Raw genomic sequence first — 14655 nt, 5'->3', positions numbered from 1 at the left:
ACTTCATGGCCGACCATGAGCATCATCACCACCACCACGATCACGACCATTCCGAATTGTCGGAGACCGAGCTGCGGGTGCGCGCGCTCGAGACCATTCTGACCGAAAAGGGCTACGTCGATCCCGCCGCGCTGGATGCGTTGATCGAGACCTATGAGACCAAGGTCGGCCCGCGCAACGGCGCCCGGGTGGTCGCCAAGGCGTGGAGCGATCCCGCCTATCGGCAACGGCTGCTGCACGACGCCACAGCGGCGATCGCCGAGCTGGGCTACACCGGCCGTCAGGGCGAGCATGTCGTGGCAGTCGAAAACACGCCCACGACCCACAACATGGTCGTGTGTACGCTGTGCTCCTGCTATCCCTGGCCGGTGCTCGGCCTGCCGCCGGTCTGGTACAAATCGGCACCCTATCGGTCGCGCGTGGTCAAGGAGCCGCGCGCGGTGCTGGCCGAATTCGGCGTGACGCTGCCGCAGGACATCGCGATCCGGGTCTGGGATTCCACCGCGGAGATCCGCTATCTGGTGGTCCCGATGCGGCCCGATGGTAGCGACAGCCTCAGCGAAGATCAGCTCGCCGATCTCGTCACCCGCGACAGCATGATCGGCACCGGCGTCGCGCGCTCGCCTTCGGAGATCACAGTATGAATGGCGCGCACGACATGGGCGGCATGGACGGTTTCGGACCGGTGCTGCCTGAGCCGAATGAGCCGCTGTTCCATGCCGCTTGGGAACGCCGCGCCTTCGCGCTGACGCTGGCGATGGGCCGGCCCGGCGGCTGGAACATCGACATGTCCCGGTTCGCCCGCGAGAATCGCGCCCCGGTCGATTATCTGTCGATGAGCTACTATCAGCTCTGGCTCGCCGGCCTCGAAGCGCTGATGGCCGAGCGTGGCCTCGTCACAGCCGACGAGATCGCCGCCGGATCACCGCTGCATCCGCGCAAGGACGTACCTGTGCTCGGCGCGGCTGACGTTGCGCCGATGCTGGGGCGCGGTACGCCGACCGAACGCGACGCACCCGTCCCTGCCCGGTTCGGGGTCGGCGACCGCGTGCGCGCCAGGGAACTGCATCCGCGAACCCACATCCGCCTGCCGCGCTACGTCCGTGGCCGCGTCGGCACCGTCGAGCTGGTGCACGGCGCGCACGTCTTTCCCGACAGCCACGCCCATGGCGGCGGTGAACAGCCGCAATGGCTGTACACCGTGGCGTTCGAGGCTCGCGAATTGTGGGGCGACGACGCCGATCCGGCTTCCCGGGTCTCCGTCGACGCCTGGGATTCCTATCTGGAGCCGGCATGATGAGTAGCCAGACCGAAGCGGCGGCGATCGCTGCCCGCAGCGTTCCCGGCCTGCCGCGCGACGACGACGGTCCGGTGTTCCGCGAGCCATGGGAGGCGCACGCCTTTGCGATGGCGGTGACGCTGCACGGCCGCGGGCTGTTCACTTGGCCGGAATGGGCGGCGGAACTCGCCGCTGAAATCCGCCGTGCCCAAGCTGCCGGCGACCCCGATTGCGGCGACACCTACTACCGCCACTGGCTGGCGACGCTGGAGCGGCTGGTGGCCGCCAAAGGCCTCGCGAGCGCCGAGACCCAGCTCCGCTACCGCGATGCCTGGGACCGCGCCGCCGATCGCACGCCGCACGGCAGGCCGATCACGCTCGATCCAAGCGACTTTTCGCCCGCCTGACCCGCGATTGGCTGCAGAATCCGCCACGTTAACGTTGACGGAACAAGTTTGTCTCGCGATTGAACCCAATCAACAGGGTGAGAACCATTCGGCGCTAAGGTGCCTTGCGTCCGCACCTTGAGAGGGTGCCGACGTCCGGCGGCAGCGGGTTGAATGATGGCGCAGATCGACGTGATGGAACGGCCGATGCGGTGGACGGCGAACGCCGCCGGCCGCTATGTGGCCGAAGCCAGTACCGATGCCGATCAGTTTCTGCAACGCGCCGCGGCCCTCGGCCCCTCCGCTTCTATCACGCCGTTCCAATCGACCGAATGGCTCCGCGCATGGCTGGCAGTGGTCGGGCCTTCGGCGGCCGTGGAGCCACTTCTGATTACAGTGCGCGATACGCTTCGCGATGAGATCGCGATGCTGCTGCCGCTGGTGGTGCGCAGGCTGTGCGGCGTGGCGCTGGTCGAGTTCGCCGACCTGTCGGTTTCCGACTACAACATTCCCCTTCTCGGCCCCGCAGCGCCATCGACCCCCGGAGCGGCGGCGGCGGCGTTCGAGGCGGCATTGGCTGCGATGTCCGAGGTCGACGTCGTTCGGCTTTGCAATCTGCCGCTCACGGCTCACGGCCGAGTGAATCCGCTGGCGCTCGTCGCATCGACGCCTTCGACCTCGGTCCGCAACGTCACCACGCTGCCGCGGACCTGGGACGATTACCTCGAGTCCCGGTCGCGCAAGTTTCGCAAGGCGCTACGTCAGCATCACCGTGCGCTCGACGCGTTGGGCGGCGTGCGGGTGCGGATGATCACGTCGCCGGGGGACGAGGCCACGCGTCTGTTCGGCAAACTCGACGAGTTTCAGCGGGCGCGGATCACGGCGCTGGGCAAGCGCTATGTGCTCGACCGGCCGTGTTATGCGAAGTTCTATCGCGAGGTGTTCACGCGCGGTCGGGCGATGCTGTCGGTCATGGATTCCGGTGATAGAGTCGTGGCGATCGCCTACAGCCTGCTGCACCGACAGAGCTGCACTACGGTCCGCCTCGCCCATGCCGGAGCCGAGTGGAATCGCGGTTCGCCCGGCATCGTACTGGCCAGCGAGATCATTCGCTGGCTGATCGAGCGCGGCGTCGAGCAATTCGATCTCGGCGCCGGCGGCTACGACTACAAGAAACAGCTCGGATGCGAAGCGCAGCCGTTGCTTACTGTCGAAAAAGCGCTGACGCTAAAGGGCCGCATGGCATTGTCGGCGTGGTCGACCTATTCGGGCGGCCGTTCGCTGGTTCAGTCGCTGACCGCAAAGGCGTCGTAGACCAGCTTCTTGAACATCGGGACTACGCGGCCGCGTTCGGTCTCGGTCTGTTGCATCAGGATGTAGATCATATCCAGCTTCGGATCGACGCCGAAATAAGTACCGCTGCCGCTGTCCCATTTCAGTTCGCCGATCGATCCCGGCGCCGGCGGCCTCGCCTCGCCAGGCTCGACCCGCACCGCTAACCCGTAGCCGTAGCCGAAGCCGTCGCCAGGGAAGTAGAAGTAATCACGCTCGACGCTGGAGCCCGGGCCGATCTGGTCGGTGGTCATCGCCTTGAATGCGGCCGGGCTGAGATAGCGCCGGCCGTCGAGCACGCCGCCTTCGAGCAACATCTGCGCGAACCGTGCGTAGTCGGTGACGGTCGACAGCAGACCGCCGCCGCCCGACTGCCACTCCGGATGCGCGCGGCGCTGCCGCTCGGACTCGACCAAAACCGTATCGGCAGGAAACACCGCCGCCATCCGCGCCCGCTCCGCCTCCGTCCGCAGCACGAATCCGGTACTGGTCATACCGAGCGGATCGAACAGCCGTTGCTTGAGAAACGCGTACAGCGGCTCGCCCGACACGATCTCGATGACACGGCCGAGCACGTCTGTGGAATGGCCGTAGCGCCACAGCGTGCCGGGCTGGCGCGCTAGCGGCAGGCGGGCGATCCGATCGGCAAAGACGGCGTTGTCGAACCGGCCGGCGAACAGATGCGCTTGCTGGTAAGCTGCCATGATCAATTCGCCGCCGATATACTCGTAAGTAATCCCCGACGTGTGCCGCAGCAGGTCTTCGATCGTCACCGGGCGATGTGGCGCCACCAGTTTCAACGCCGGTTTGCCGTGTCTGGTCGTCTCGATTCCCACCTTCACGCGCGCGAACGCCGGGATGTATTTCGACAGCGCATCGTGCAGTGCCAACCGCCCTTCGTCGATCAGCATCATCGCCGCGACGCTGGTGATCGGCTTGGTCATCGAATGCAGCGCGAAGATCGTATCCGGCGTCATCGCATGCCGCCGCGCCGCGGTGCGCCAGCCGAAACAACGTTGGTACACCGGCTTGCCGTGCTGTTGGATCAGCACGACGGCGCCCGGCAGTTTGCGGGCCGCGATCTCGTGATCGAAGAAGGCGGTCAGCCGCGCCAGCTTGTCGGGATTCGGCACCGGCACCGAAGGCGCGGCTTGCCCCGGCAAAGGCGACATCGCCAGCATTGCGCCGAGGCCTCGCAGAACTTCGCGACGGCTGATCAAAACGAAGGGTGACGGCATGGCGAAGCGGTCCTTGGCGGCCCCAGGGAACCCCGGTCTTTGCACGCGCACCCCGGTCGGCTCGATCATACTGCGGGGTACGGTCGGTCAGGCCCCTGCTGCGTATTCATTCCAGCCCTTGGCGCGCAGCTGGCACGCCGGGCATTCGCCGCAGCCGTAGCCCCAATCGTGGCGCGCCCCACGCTCGCCGAGATAGCAGGTGTGGGAGTCCTCGCGGATCAGATCGACCAGCGGATCGCCGCCGAGGTCCTGGGCGAGCTGCCATGTGGCAGCCTTGTCGCGCCACATCAGCGGCGTGTGTAAGGTGATGTCGCGCGCCATGCCGAGCGACAGCGCGGTCTGCAGCGCCTGGATGGTTTCGTTGCGGCAATCCGGATAGCCGGAGTAATCGGTCTCGCACATTCCGCCGACGATGTCGGTGATGCCACGCCGATACGCCAGCGCCGCCGCGAAGTTCAGGAAGATCAAATTGCGGCCGGGCACGAAGGTGTTCGGCAGGCCGTCGGCGCCCATCGCGATCGCGACGTCGCGGGTCAGCGCGGTGTCGGAAATTTCCGCCAGCGTCGGGATCGTCAACGTGTGATTGTCGCCGAGCTTGGCGGCCCAGTCGTCGCTGATGGCGCGGAAGCCGTCGAGCAGCCGCGCGCGGCACTCCAGTTCGATCAGATGCCGCTGGCCGTAATCGAAGCCGATGGTCTCGACCTTGGCGAAGCGCGCCAGCGCCCATGCCAGACAGGTTGCGGAGTCCTGCCCGCCGGAGAACAGCACCAGCGCGGTCTTGTCGGAAGAATGCTCGGTCATGGCGCAGCCTCTAGCACTGTGGGGCGCCTCCGCCAATCCGGCGCGGTTTTCGCTGGGATGGCGGCGCCGGTTGCGGCATACGAGACGGGACTTCCTCATGCCTTGGACCCACCCGATGACCCCTTCCCGCGATATCGCCCGCCTGATCGAGATCATGGCCGCGCTCCGCACTCCGGTGACCGGTTGCCCGTGGGACCTCGAGCAGGACTTCGCCAGCATCGCGCCTTACACCATCGAGGAAGCATTCGAGGTCGCCGAGGCGATTGCCCGCCATGATCTCGACGACCTGCGCGAAGAGCTCGGCGATTTGTTGCTGCAGGTGGTGTTTCACGCCCGGATCGCCGAGGAGCGCGGCGCGTTCGCATTCGGCGACGTGGTCGAGGCGATTACCCGCAAAATGATCCGCCGCCACCCGCACGTCTTCGCCGACGCCAATGGCAATCTGACACCGTCGCACGTCGAGGGCGTCTGGGACCGGATCAAGGCGGAGGAAAAGGCCGAGCGCGCCGCCCGCCGCGGCCTGACCGAACAGCCGTCCAGCTCGGTGCTGGCCGGCGTCAAATCCGGCCAGCCGGCGCTGTCACGGGCGATGGACCTGCAGCGCAAGGCCGCCAAGGTCGGGTTCGACTGGAACGACCCGCGCGCCGTGCTGGCCAAGATCCGTGAGGAGACCGACGAGATCGAGGCCGCGCTCGACCGCGGCGATCAGGCGCACATCACCGAGGAGACCGGCGATCTGCTGTTCGCCCTGGTCAACCTCGCCCGCCACGCCAAGGCCGATCCCGAGATCGCGCTGCGCGGCGCCAACGCCAAATTCGAGCGCCGTTTCGCCTATATCGAGCAGGCGCTGGCGGCCCAGGGCCGTACTCCCGACGACGCCACGCTCGCCGAAATGGACGCGCTGTGGAACGAAGCCAAGGCGACCGAAGCGACGAAATAGCGTCGACCGGTTCCGATTCCGCCCGCGACTTCCTATCTATACTCGCACGAAAATAATGCAGGGGGTCGCGCGAGCATCATGCTCTCGGTGGAATTGGCAATCGTTGTCGTTCTGATCGTCGTCAACGGTCTGCTTGCTATGTCCGAACTGGCGATCGTCTCGTCGCGGCCGGCGCGGCTCTCGATCCTGGCGCAGCGCGGCGTTCTCGGGGCCCGGCAGGCGCTCAAGCTGAGCGAAGACCCGGGCCGGTTTCTTTCCACCGTCCAGATCGGCATCACCCTGGTCGGCGTCGCCTCCGGTGCGTTCTCCGGTGCGACGCTGGGCCAGCGCCTGAGCGAATGGCTGTCGGCGTCCGGCGTGCCGTTCGCCGATATCATCGGCGTCGGTCTGGTGGTGACCCTGATCACTTACGGCACGCTGATCATCGGCGAACTGGTGCCGAAGCAACTCGCCCTGCGCGATCCCGAAGCGGTTGCGGTGAAGGTCGCGCCGGCGATGGCGCTGCTCGCCAAGATCTCGCTGCCGGTGGTGGTGGTGCTCGACGTCTCCGGCAAGGCAATGCTGGCGCTGCTCGGCCAGAGCGGCCGGCCCGAGGACAAGATTTCAGAAGAAGAGATCCACAGTCTGGTGCTGGAAGCCGAAACCGCCGGTGTACTCGAGCCCGGCGAGCGGCAGATGATCGCCGGGGTGATGCGGCTCGGCGACCGTCCGGTCGGTGCCGTGATGACGCCGCGCCCGGAGGTCGACATGATCGACCTGTCCGATCCGCCCGAAGTCATCCGCGCCGCGTTCATCGAGAGTCCGCATTCGCGGCTGCCGGCGACCGACGGCGACCGCGACGACCCGATCGGCATCATCCAGGCCAAGGACGTGCTGGAAATCTATCTGCGCGGCGACACGCCCGATTTCCGCACGCTGGTGCGTGACGCGCCGGTGATCCCGTCCTCGGCCGACGCCCGTGATGCGCTGCTGATGCTGCGCAACACCTCGGTGCATATGGGGCTGGTGTACGACGAATTCGGCGGCTTCGAGGGCGTGGTCAGTACCGCGGATATTCTGGAATCGATCGTCGGCGCGTTCAGCTCCGAAGACGGCCCGCCAGAGCCCGCCGCGGTGCGCCGCGACGACGGCTCCTATCTGATCGCGGGTTGGATGCCAGTCGATGAATTCGGCGATCTGCTCGGCATTCTGGTGCCGACGCCGCGCGATTATCACACCGTCGCCGGCCTGGTGCTGGCGCATCTCGGCGCGCTGCCCGGCGTCGGCGACAAGTTCGACTTCCAAGGGTGGCGGTTCGAAATCCTCGACCTCGACCACCGCCGGATCGACAAGATCCTGGCGAGCCGCCTGCCCGACGACGAAGCCTCGCCATGACCGGGCAGCCGCTGCGGCGTGGACGAGGCGACGCGCGCGCCCTCGCCGCCGTGCGGCTGCTGCACACCGCAATCTGGGCGTTCTTCGCCTCGTCGATCGTCGCCATCCCGGTCACGGTCTGGTTCGGTCAACTGGTCGCCGCGCTGTGGCTGAGCGTGTTCGTGTGGGGCGAAGTGTTTGTGCTGCTGCTGAACCGGATGCGCTGTCCGCTGACGACGCTGGCGGCGCACTACACCGACGACCGCGCCGACAATTTCGACATCTGCCTTCCGCGCTGGCTGGCCCGGCATAACCAGCGGCTGTTCGGCACGTTGTTCGCCCTCACCCAACTGCATCTCGGCTGGGCGCTGCTGGCGCGCTGACCGCTTGGCGGGCCCCAAAACGGCGACGGCCGCCGCGATCGGGGCGCGGCGGCCGTCGGCTCGTATCCCACCCCGGCCGGGCGCGGCCGGAATGGAATGGCTGAGAGGGTTTGGGCTTAGAACGGAATGTCGTCGTCCATGTCGCTGCGGCCGCCACCGCTGCTGACCGGCATCGGCCGCCGGCCGCCGCCGCCCGACGGGCCGCTGGAGCCGAAGTCGCCGCCGGAATTGTCGTCGCCATAGCCGCCGCCACCTCCACCGCCGCCGCTGCGGCCGTCGAGCATGGTCAGGTTCGAGTTGAAGTTCTGCAGCACAACCTCGGTGCTGTAGCGCTCAGCGCCGCTCTGGTCGGTCCATTTGCGCGTCTGCAGCTGGCCTTCGATGTAAACCTTCGCGCCTTTTCTCAGGTACTGCTCGGCGACCTTGCACAACCCTTCGTTGAAAATCACTACGCGGTGCCACTCGGTCTTTTCCTTGCGCTCGCCGCTGGCGCGGTCGCGCCAGGACTCCGAGGTGGCGATCCGCAGGTTGGCAATCGGACGCCCGTCCTGGGTCCGCTTGATCTCCGGATCGGCACCGAGATTCCCGACCAGGATCACCTTGTTCACGCTGCCCGCCATCGACGTCTCCTCTCAAAATCCACCAACTGCTCGGCCGCTAAGGCGCGCCCACCGGCACCGCCGCGGTCCTCCGCCCAAGCGCTTACGCTGTCGGCGCCGCGTCGCCCATACGTCCGCGCGCGAAAATACCCGCATCGCCCGCGTTATCCACCGCAGCGAGCAACCCCATTATGTTCTATTTTTGTTCCAATGAGAAGCGCAAAGTCCGCCACCTGCGAGACGCCCCCGAACCGGCGAGTAGTACCGGCGGTGGCCAGATCGGTATCCTGCTGCAATTCCAGCAGGATCTTCGTTCCGCTATGACAAGTTTCAGAACATGATTTTTGCGCGCGACTGTTGCAGTTCGGAGACGGCGCACGCACCACGACGCGCGTATAGTCGCAAGCGGAATTTGAGATGGGCGCTCGCGCTTCCTTCGTTCCGCAGCGGGACAACTGGCGGATCAGGAACCGGTGAAGCAAACAACCGGAGAATTGCGATGAAGAAATTTCTGTTGGGGACCGTTGGCCTGATTGCGTTGGGTGGTCTGATTGCGACGAGTGCGGCGCCGGCGATGGCCGCTGATCTCGCCGCCCGCCCCTACACCAAGGCACCGCCGATAATTCCGGTAGTTTACAACTGGTCCGGCTTCTACGTCGGCGCCAACGGCGGTTGGGGCAGCAGCCGCAATTGCTGGGACTTCGCCGGCACCGCGGCTGCGCCGCTCGCGGCCAACATCTCCGAAGGTTGCCACGATTCCTCCGGCGGCACGGTCGGCGGCCAGATCGGCTACAACTGGCAGATGGGCACCTGGGTGTTCGGTCTCGAAGCTCAGGGCAACTGGGCCGATTTCAAGGGCTCGAACATCAGCACCTCGTTCCCGGCCTTCACCAACGAGAGCAAGGTCGACGCCTTCGGCCTGTTCACCGCCCGCGTCGGCTACGCCTGGGACAATGCCCTGCTCTATGTGAAGGGCGGCGCGGCGGTGGTGAACACCAAGTACAGCCGCTACCTCACCGCGAGCGGCGTGCTCAACGACGATGCCAAGGAAGCCCGCTGGGGCGGTACGGTCGGCGGCGGCCTCGAATATGGCTTCACGCCGAACTGGTCGGTCGCGGTCGAATACGACCACGTCTTCCTCGACAGCCGCGACACGAACTTCTCGCCGACTACCAATGTCGACCGCATCAAGCAGGATGTCGATCTGGTCACCGCCCGCATCAACTATCGCTGGGGTGGTCCGGTGGTGGCGCGCTACTGAGCTTATCGTCGGCCGCCACGGCCAACGTTCCGGAAGGCCGGCCTCGCGCCGGCCTTCTTGCGTTAAGGGCCAGTTCCCGCCGCCCCGGCTTCCGTCCTGCGGGGCGCCCGCGCGCCACCGGCTGCAACAATCCGGTTGATGGCGCGCCGAGGCTCTGGCAATCGCGCCTCGTTCTTCCTATGTTCCAGTCTCAGCCTCATCCGGCGTCAGCCCCGGTCGCTCCGGCGCGCGCCCCAATCGGCGCGTTGTCACGCGTCTGGACACCCGCATGGACGAAGTGATCAAGGCCAAGCGTCAGACCCCCGCGGCCTCGAGCCGGACCGCCATCACCATTCGCGGCGCCCGCGAGCACAATCTCAAGAACGTCGACGTCACCATCCCGCGCGACAAGCTTGTGGTGTTCACAGGACTGTCCGGCTCCGGCAAGTCGTCGCTGGCGTTCGACACCATCTATGCCGAGGGCCAGCGCCGCTACGTCGAGTCGCTGTCAGCCTATGCCCGGCAATTCCTTGAGATGATGCAGAAGCCGGATGTCGACCAGATCGACGGCCTGTCGCCGGCGATCTCGATCGAGCAGAAGACCACCTCGAAGAACCCGCGCTCGACCGTCGGCACCGTCACCGAGATCTACGACTACATGCGCCTGCTGTGGGCCCGCGTCGGCGTGCCCTATTCGCCGGCGACCGGCCTGCCGATCGAAAGCCAGACCGTGTCGCAAATGGTCGACCGGGTGCTGGCGCTGCCGGAAGGCACCCGGCTGTATCTCTTGGCGCCGGTGGTGCGCGGCCGCAAGGGCGAGTACCGGAAAGAACTCGCCGACTGGCTGAAGAAGGGCTTCCAGCGCGTCAAGATCGACGGCAGCTTCCACGAGCTCGCCGAAGCGCCGACGCTCGACAAGAAATTCCCGCACGACATCGACGTCGTGGTCGACCGGATCGTGGTGCGTCCCGACATCGGCCAGCGCCTCGCCGAGAGCTTCGAGACCGCGCTGAAGTTGGCGGAAGGGCTGGCGGTGATCGAGTTCGCCGATGCGCCGACACCGCCGCCATCCTTCGAGACGCGCCCTGCGGGCGCTCCTCAGGATGAGGACGGCAAACGCGGCAAGGCCAAGAAGGGAGCCCCCCACCCTGAGGAGGCGCAAAGCGCCGTCTCGAAGGGTGAGGCTGCGACGAAGAAAGTCGCCAAGATCCACGACAAATCCGGGCCGGAACGCATCCTGTTTTCGGAAAAGTTCGCCTGCCCGGTGTCCGGCTTCACTATTCCGGAGATCGAGCCGCGGCTGTTCTCGTTCAACAACCCCTACGGCGCCTGTCCGGAATGCGGCGGCCTCGGCATCGAGCAGCACATCGACGCCGACCTGGTCGTGCCGGACAAGGAGCTGACACTGCGCAAGGGCGCGATCGCGCCGTGGGCGAAGTCGTCCTCGCCGTACTACCTGCAGACGCTGACCGCGCTCGGCAAGCATTACAAGTTCACGCTCGACACCAAGTGGAAGGACCTCCCCAAGAAGGTCCAGAACGTCCTGCTGCACGGCTCCGGCGACGACGAGATCAAGTTCTCCTACGAAGACGGCGTCCGCTCTTACGACACCAAGAAGCCATTCGAAGGCGTCGTCACCAATATCGAGCGCCGCTTCCGCGAGACCGAGAGCGAATGGGCGCGCGAGGAACTGGGCAAGTACTTCTCCGACGTGCCGTGCGACGCCTGCCACGGCCATCGTCTCAAGCCCGAGGCGCTGTGCGTCAAGATCGGGGGGAAGCATATCGGCGAGGTCTCCGAGCTATCGGTCAAGGCCGCCGGCGACTGGTTCACCTCGGTGCCGAAGCTGCTCAACACCCAGCAGAACGAGATCGCCGTTCGTATCCTGAAGGAGATCCGCGACCGCCTCAGCTTTCTGCTCGACGTCGGCCTCAACTATCTGACGCTGTCGCGCTCGTCCGGCACGCTGTCGGGCGGCGAAAGCCAGCGCATCCGCCTCGCCTCGCAGATCGGCAGCGGCCTCACCGGTGTGCTCTACGTGCTCGACGAGCCGTCGATCGGTCTGCACCAGCGCGACAACGCCCGGCTGCTCGATACCCTGAAGCGGCTGCGCGACCTCGGCAACACCGTGATCGTGGTCGAGCACGACGAGGACGCCATCCTGCTCGCCGACCATGTGCTCGACATCGGCCCCGGCGCCGGCGTCCATGGCGGCCACATCATCGCCCAAGGCACGCCCGCCGAGATCATGCGCAATCCGAAATCGCTGACCGGTAAGTATCTCACCGGCGAATTGTCGGTGCCGGTGCCGGAGCGCCGGCCGCCGAACCATCGCCGCACGCTGAAGCTGGTCAACGCCCGCGGCAACAATCTGAAGAACGTCACCGCCGAGATTCCGCTCGGCCTGTTCACCTGCGTCACCGGCGTCTCCGGCGGCGGCAAGTCGACGCTGTTGATCGACACCTTCTACAAGGCGATCGCGCGCAAGCTGAACAACGCCTCCGAGCCGCCGGCGCCGCATGACCGGATCGAGGGCCTCGAGCACATCGACAAGATCATCGACATCGACCAGTCGCCGATCGGCCGCACCCCGCGCAGTAACCCCGCGACCTACACCGGCGCGTTCACGCCGATCCGCGAGTGGTTCGCCGGCCTGCCGGAATCCAAGGCACGCGGTTACGAGCCGGGCCGGTTCTCGTTCAACGTCAAGGGCGGACGCTGCGAGGCCTGCCAGGGCGACGGCGTCATCAAGATCGAGATGCACTTTTTGCCCGACGTCTACGTCACCTGCGACGTCTGCAAGGGCAAGCGCTACAACCGCGAAACCCTCGACGTGCTGTTCAAGGGCAAGTCGATCGCCGACGTGCTCGACATGACGGTCGAGGAAGCCGCCGAGTTCTTCAAGGCGGTGCCGCGCGTCCGGGAGACCTTCAAGACGCTGCAGCGCGTCGGCCTCGACTACATCCATGTCGGCCAGCAGGCCACCACGCTGTCCGGCGGCGAAGCCCAGCGCGTCAAGCTCGCCAAGGAACTGTCCAAGCGCGCCACCGGCCGCACGCTCTACATCCTCGACGAGCCGACCACCGGCCTGCACTTCCACGACGTCGCCAAGCTCCTCGAAGTGCTGCACGAGCTGGTCGCGCAGGGCAACACCGTGGTGGTGATCGAGCACAATCTCGAAGTCATCAAGACCGCCGACTGGGTCATCGACCTCGGCCCCGAAGGCGGCGACGGCGGCGGCGAAATCGTCGCCTGGGGCCCGCCGGAAGACATCGTCAAGGCTCCAAGGAGCTACACGGGCAAGTTCTTGAAGCCGGTGCTGGAGAAGAAGGGGCCGGCGAAGGCAGTGAAGAGGAAGGCGGACGAGGCGGCGGAGTGAACTCCGAGAACTTTGAACAATTAATAAATCGAGAAGAGAATTACTCTCCGAAGATGCGTCGGCGTTGATGCATGGCGAGAATTAAAGGCGAAATCAGTGAGCAAATTTGAAGAACTTACCAAGCTGTTTGATCCATGGCGAAAGAACTGGATAGAGCAATTTCGAGAGCATCAGCTTCTTGCTCCTCGAATTGCCAAATCCTTCCAAGAGTATTTGGGATGCCCTGAAACCTTCAACGAACCGGGCATGCAGTCGAATGATCAAATCAAATACGTCTCACCAGCTCGGGCAATTTGGGACGAACACAAGAACCAATTTCATCTTAAAGCTCATGATGAGCTTCTGCCGGATCTAGACCGTAGGGACGATGGCTTCTTCTATTTTGGTTTGCGCGTTTTTCTGGAGCATGGGCCGAACGTTTGGCCCAAAGAGGCATTTTGGTTTTTGCTGAGATGTAGATTTGACGGCTCACGATTTTTCGTGAGGGAGCAACGATCTAAAGCGGAGTTTGATCTCGGATTTCATCCTCTTGAATTGCAGGCTCTCAGCGAGCACCTATTCGTTCTTCTCAAGGAAGAGCTCAACACCAGTCGAATGGTCAGCGACTTCACCAGTCCGAATAAGATTGGCTTTGTTTGATTTGGCAGCCGTAGCGTGGATGGGTAGCAAGCGTAGCCCGGGTGAGTGAAGCGACACCCGGGAGTTCGGCGCTCCCCGCATCTCGCTGCGCTCATGCGGGCCACCGGCCGCACGTTCGGATTTGAAATCGTCCCTTCACTAGGACCATCGTGATGCCTCGAACACGACTCGAACTCATCCATGAAGGCCACTACGCAGCAGAGGTCCCCGTGGAGCGCGGCGAGGAAGGCGCGTGGGCGCCTTACCTTTCGCCGGACGACGTGCGCAAGCTCGAAGCGGTTCGATCGGCGCTGCGAAGCGGCGACCTCGCCGAGGCGGCAAAGTATGGCCGCATTTTCGAACTCGTGCCGATCTCGACCTGATCAGCGACGAGCCGACACCTCGATCACCGCTTCTTCCCGTGCGATCGCGGCGAGGATCGCCGGCAGCGCGCCGGTAATCAAGTCAAGCAGCTCGCGATTGCTCGCATTTCCCGATCTGATCCAGACCACCGTGGGCCCACTGTCGGTAGCAGCACGTAGCATCAGAAAGTCCCGGTCTTTGGTCACCAGGGCCGCCGACTTAGCAATTGCCGCTCGCCAAATCTGATGATCGGTCGCGGAAAGTAAGCCGATATCTGCCACGTGAACGGCGTCGAAACCGGCACGCCTGAACGCCTCCGCCAGCGCCGGCGGAAGTTGCGCATCGATCATGAAGCGCGGGCTCATTCCGCCGCGATGATGGGGTGATCCGCCTGCTTTGCTGCAAAGGCCAGCACCGCGTCGATATCCGCGTCTTCCAGATACGGATAGTCGTGCAGGACATCGTCGCGCGACGCTCCCGACGAGAGCTGCGCCAATACGTCGGAGACGCTGATCCGCATGCCGCGAATGCAGGGGCGGCCGTGGAGCACATTCGGATCAATCGTGATGCGTGCGAGCAGGTCTGACATCGGTGATCTCCTCGTAAATCCTAGCATTCACGGTGCCCATTGTCAGCCAGCGGAGCGCGGTTGCGCGAGGCGCAAGCCGGGCGGGCGGATCATAGAGCCCCGCATTCCGCTTCGCTTCATGCGGGCTACGGCGCATCGCTCCCCCTACCCGAATG

General features: G+C 65.1%; 16 protein-coding genes. 11 read left to right on the top strand and 5 right to left on the bottom strand.

Annotated features, from left to right (window positions below; all coding sequences use genetic code 11):
- Positions 1-5: 5 nt before the first annotated feature.
- From nthA to DY468_RS00065, 4 genes are all read left to right on the top strand, one after another.
- The gene (nthA, locus tag DY468_RS00080) at positions 6-644 is read left to right on the top strand and encodes a nitrile hydratase subunit alpha (RefSeq protein ID WP_164601206.1); all 639 of its coding nucleotides are present in this window, start codon (positions 6-8) and stop codon (positions 642-644) included.
- Entirely contained in the window at positions 641-1297 is a 657-nt protein-coding gene (gene nthB, locus DY468_RS00075) for a nitrile hydratase subunit beta (RefSeq protein ID WP_164601204.1), read from the top strand. The genes nthA and nthB overlap by 4 nt, the downstream gene beginning before the upstream one ends.
- Positions 1297-1686 (top strand): nitrile hydratase accessory protein, encoded by a 390-nt coding sequence (locus tag DY468_RS00070; RefSeq protein WP_164601202.1) that lies wholly within the window; start codon positions 1297-1299, stop codon positions 1684-1686. Before nthB ends, DY468_RS00070 begins: the two co-directional genes overlap by 1 nt.
- A 156-nt stretch (positions 1687-1842) precedes the next feature.
- Positions 1843-2979 (top strand): GNAT family N-acetyltransferase, encoded by a 1137-nt coding sequence (locus DY468_RS00065; RefSeq protein ID WP_164601200.1) that lies wholly within the window; start codon positions 1843-1845, stop codon positions 2977-2979.
- Here DY468_RS00065 and DY468_RS00060 read toward each other — a convergent pair.
- Together DY468_RS00060 and queC are read right to left on the bottom strand one after the other, a co-directional pair.
- Positions 2952-4235: a serine hydrolase domain-containing protein gene (locus DY468_RS00060; protein ID WP_205511731.1), complete on the bottom strand. Its 1284-nt coding sequence runs from the start codon at positions 4233-4235 to the stop codon at positions 2952-2954. The two genes, DY468_RS00065 and DY468_RS00060, sit on opposite strands and share 28 nt — an antisense overlap.
- Positions 4236-4322: 87 nt before the next feature.
- Positions 4323-5036: a 7-cyano-7-deazaguanine synthase QueC gene (gene queC, locus DY468_RS00055; RefSeq protein WP_164601198.1), complete on the bottom strand. Its 714-nt coding sequence runs from the start codon at positions 5034-5036 to the stop codon at positions 4323-4325.
- Positions 5037-5151: 115 nt separating this feature from the next.
- On the opposite strand from queC, the gene mazG reads away from it, so the two are divergent.
- The 3 genes from mazG to DY468_RS00040 all read left to right on the top strand — a co-directional run bounded on the left by mazG (position 5152) and on the right by DY468_RS00040 (position 7712).
- On the top strand, positions 5152-5976 hold the full coding sequence (gene mazG / locus DY468_RS00050) for a nucleoside triphosphate pyrophosphohydrolase (protein ID WP_164601196.1): 825 nt from the start codon (positions 5152-5154) through the stop codon (positions 5974-5976).
- Between the two features lie 78 nt (positions 5977-6054).
- Complete coding sequence (locus DY468_RS00045) at positions 6055-7350, top strand: hemolysin family protein (RefSeq protein ID WP_164601193.1); 1296 nt, start codon at positions 6055-6057, stop codon at positions 7348-7350.
- The gene (locus DY468_RS00040) at positions 7347-7712 is read left to right on the top strand and encodes a hypothetical protein (RefSeq protein WP_164601191.1); all 366 of its coding nucleotides are present in this window, start codon (positions 7347-7349) and stop codon (positions 7710-7712) included. Before DY468_RS00045 ends, DY468_RS00040 begins: the two co-directional genes overlap by 4 nt.
- 116 nt (positions 7713-7828) lie before the next feature.
- Here the strand turns inward: DY468_RS00040 and DY468_RS00035 are convergent, their stop codons facing one another.
- Positions 7829-8332, bottom strand: a complete 504-nt coding sequence (locus DY468_RS00035; RefSeq protein WP_164601189.1) for a single-stranded DNA-binding protein — start codon at positions 8330-8332, stop codon at positions 7829-7831.
- Positions 8333-8810: 478 nt separating this feature from the next.
- Here DY468_RS00035 and DY468_RS00030 point away from each other — a divergent pair, with 478 nt between their 5' ends.
- From DY468_RS00030 to DY468_RS00015, 4 genes are all read left to right on the top strand, one after another.
- Entirely contained in the window at positions 8811-9572 is a 762-nt protein-coding gene (locus DY468_RS00030) for an outer membrane protein (RefSeq protein ID WP_164601187.1), read from the top strand.
- Positions 9573-9840: 268 nt separating this feature from the next.
- Positions 9841-12930: an excinuclease ABC subunit UvrA gene (gene uvrA / locus DY468_RS00025; RefSeq protein WP_164601185.1), complete on the top strand. Its 3090-nt coding sequence runs from the start codon at positions 9841-9843 to the stop codon at positions 12928-12930.
- A gap of 96 nt (positions 12931-13026) precedes the next feature.
- Positions 13027-13569 carry a hypothetical protein gene (locus DY468_RS00020; protein WP_164601184.1) on the top strand — a complete coding sequence of 181 codons (543 nt, stop codon included), beginning with the start codon at positions 13027-13029 and terminating at the stop codon, positions 13567-13569.
- Positions 13570-13721: 152 nt separating this feature from the next.
- Positions 13722-13931, top strand: coding sequence for a hypothetical protein (locus tag DY468_RS00015; RefSeq protein ID WP_164601182.1), 210 nt, complete (start codon positions 13722-13724; stop codon positions 13929-13931).
- On the opposite strand, the gene DY468_RS00010 is transcribed toward DY468_RS00015, so the two are convergent.
- Positions 13932-14276, bottom strand: a complete 345-nt coding sequence (locus DY468_RS00010; RefSeq protein WP_041807294.1) for a DUF5615 family PIN-like protein — start codon at positions 14274-14276, stop codon at positions 13932-13934.
- Positions 14273-14500, bottom strand: a complete 228-nt coding sequence (locus DY468_RS00005) for a DUF433 domain-containing protein (RefSeq protein WP_013502391.1) — start codon at positions 14498-14500, stop codon at positions 14273-14275. Before DY468_RS00005 ends, DY468_RS00010 begins: the two co-directional genes overlap by 4 nt.
- Positions 14501-14655: the final 155 nt, after the last annotated feature.

The organism is Rhodopseudomonas sp. BR0M22 (assembly GCF_010907035.1).
In the GTDB taxonomy this organism is placed as follows: Bacteria; Pseudomonadota; Alphaproteobacteria; order Rhizobiales; family Xanthobacteraceae; genus Rhodopseudomonas.
This window is presented reverse-complemented; position numbering and strand designations above follow the sequence as displayed.

Coding starts and splice junctions, on each gene's coding strand:
- mazG (WP_164601196.1), top strand. CDS start 5,152: ATGACCCCTTCCCGCGATATCGCCCGCCTGATCGAGATCATGGCCGCG.
- DY468_RS00005 (WP_013502391.1), bottom strand. CDS start 14,500: ATGTCAGACCTGCTCGCACGCATCACGATTGATCCGAATGTGCTCCAC.
- nthA (WP_164601206.1), top strand. CDS start 6: ATGGCCGACCATGAGCATCATCACCACCACCACGATCACGACCATTCC.
- queC (WP_164601198.1), bottom strand. CDS start 5,036: ATGACCGAGCATTCTTCCGACAAGACCGCGCTGGTGCTGTTCTCCGGC.
- uvrA (WP_164601185.1), top strand. CDS start 9,841: ATGGACGAAGTGATCAAGGCCAAGCGTCAGACCCCCGCGGCCTCGAGC.
- DY468_RS00010 (WP_041807294.1), bottom strand. CDS start 14,276: ATGAGCCCGCGCTTCATGATCGATGCGCAACTTCCGCCGGCGCTGGCG.
- DY468_RS00065 (WP_164601200.1), top strand. CDS start 1,843: ATGGCGCAGATCGACGTGATGGAACGGCCGATGCGGTGGACGGCGAAC.
- nthB (WP_164601204.1), top strand. CDS start 641: ATGAATGGCGCGCACGACATGGGCGGCATGGACGGTTTCGGACCGGTG.
- DY468_RS00045 (WP_164601193.1), top strand. CDS start 6,055: ATGCTCTCGGTGGAATTGGCAATCGTTGTCGTTCTGATCGTCGTCAAC.
- DY468_RS00035 (WP_164601189.1), bottom strand. CDS start 8,332: ATGGCGGGCAGCGTGAACAAGGTGATCCTGGTCGGGAATCTCGGTGCC.
- DY468_RS00040 (WP_164601191.1), top strand. CDS start 7,347: ATGACCGGGCAGCCGCTGCGGCGTGGACGAGGCGACGCGCGCGCCCTC.
- DY468_RS00070 (WP_164601202.1), top strand. CDS start 1,297: ATGAGTAGCCAGACCGAAGCGGCGGCGATCGCTGCCCGCAGCGTTCCC.
- DY468_RS00030 (WP_164601187.1), top strand. CDS start 8,811: ATGAAGAAATTTCTGTTGGGGACCGTTGGCCTGATTGCGTTGGGTGGT.
- DY468_RS00060 (WP_205511731.1), bottom strand. CDS start 4,235: ATGCCGTCACCCTTCGTTTTGATCAGCCGTCGCGAAGTTCTGCGAGGC.
- DY468_RS00015 (WP_164601182.1), top strand. CDS start 13,722: ATGCCTCGAACACGACTCGAACTCATCCATGAAGGCCACTACGCAGCA.